Origin of the sequence: Ochrobactrum sp. SFR4, assembly GCF_019730395.1 — a bacterium.
Taxonomy (GTDB): domain Bacteria; phylum Pseudomonadota; class Alphaproteobacteria; order Rhizobiales; family Rhizobiaceae; genus Pseudochrobactrum.
Genome location: NZ_JAAPBB010000215.1, coordinates 1 through 444 on the forward strand (window position 1 = coordinate 1; position 444 = coordinate 444).

General features: G+C 53.8%; 1 pseudogene. It reads left to right on the plus strand.

Features of this window, described 5'->3' with window-relative positions:
* A pseudogene (locus HBA93_RS18670) lies at positions 1-444 on the plus strand (L,D-transpeptidase family protein); the annotation flags it as partial.

Consider the following 444-nt stretch of genomic DNA (forward strand, 5'->3'; position numbering starts at 1 on the left):
GCTATGAACCTGCCGCTGCTGGTGCATGGCTGGCTGCCTGCTCATGAGAAGTCGATTAAGCAAAAGCGTGAAGCCGGTGTAACGGAAGGCCTGTCATCGTTGCATGGTGTTGGCACGACAGAATATATGCGCTTCACCGGTGGCTACGGTGTGACTGTTGAGTGCGGTCAGCATCTCGACCCGAACGGCCCGCAAGTTGGTTATAATTGCGTAATCAATGGCATGGTCGCGCTTGGCATGATCAAAGATGCGCCGCAAAAGCCGAAACCGCTGCGCGTGTTGGAAATTTCCGAGGCTATTCTAGCTGATCATGATGATGATCAGCTACTCAAGCGTTTTGTCACCGGTGAAGCGGTGAGCGAGGGGGAAGTCATCGGGAAGCGAGCGGATGGTCGTGATATAGTGATGCCTTATGATGGCGCCATTATTTTCGCCAGCCTGACC